Genomic DNA, 511 nt, shown 5'->3' on the forward strand with positions numbered 1-511 from the left:
GAGGCGACCCGTCTCGGCCTCGACATCCGCTTCGTGGTCACCAACGTGGCAGAGGGCACGCCGGCCTGGATCTACGAGACGCTCTACTGCGCGCGAGGACAGGCCGAGAACCTCATCAAACTGCACAAGAGCCAGCTCCGCTCCGACCGCACCTCCTGCCGCTCGGCCCTCGCCAACCAGATGCGGCTCGTGCTCCACACCGCCGCCTACTGGCTCATGCTGACGGTGCGCGACGCCATCCCGACGCTGCGCAATCTCGCACGGGCCGAGTTCACCACACTGCGTCTGCGGCTCCTCAAGGTCGCGGCCCGCATCACGGAGGCTCGCCACCGCGTGCGCCTCGCCTTCGCGGCCGCATGCCCCGAGGCCGACCTCATCGCCGCCTTGCCGGCAGCGCTGCTCAGGCCGCGGATCTGAATCACGGGGCTACAATGCCCCTCACGCTCGAACCCATCACGTCCTCCAGCGCCGCACCGACATCGCCGCCATCCTGAACAGCTCCTCACGCTGC

1 protein-coding gene is annotated in these 511 nt (G+C 68.9%); it reads left to right on the forward strand.

Features of this window, described 5'->3' with window-relative positions; genetic code table 11:
• Positions 1 to 417, forward strand: a 417-nt coding sequence (locus M8523_RS36540) for a transposase (protein ID WP_282589683.1), incomplete at its 5' end; no start/stop codon positions are given.
• Between the last annotated feature and the right edge of the window lie 94 nt (positions 418 to 511).

The sequence above is a fragment of the Lichenifustis flavocetrariae genome, assembly GCF_026130545.1.
GTDB classification, from domain to species: domain Bacteria; phylum Pseudomonadota; class Alphaproteobacteria; order Rhizobiales; family Beijerinckiaceae; genus Lichenihabitans; species Lichenihabitans flavocetrariae.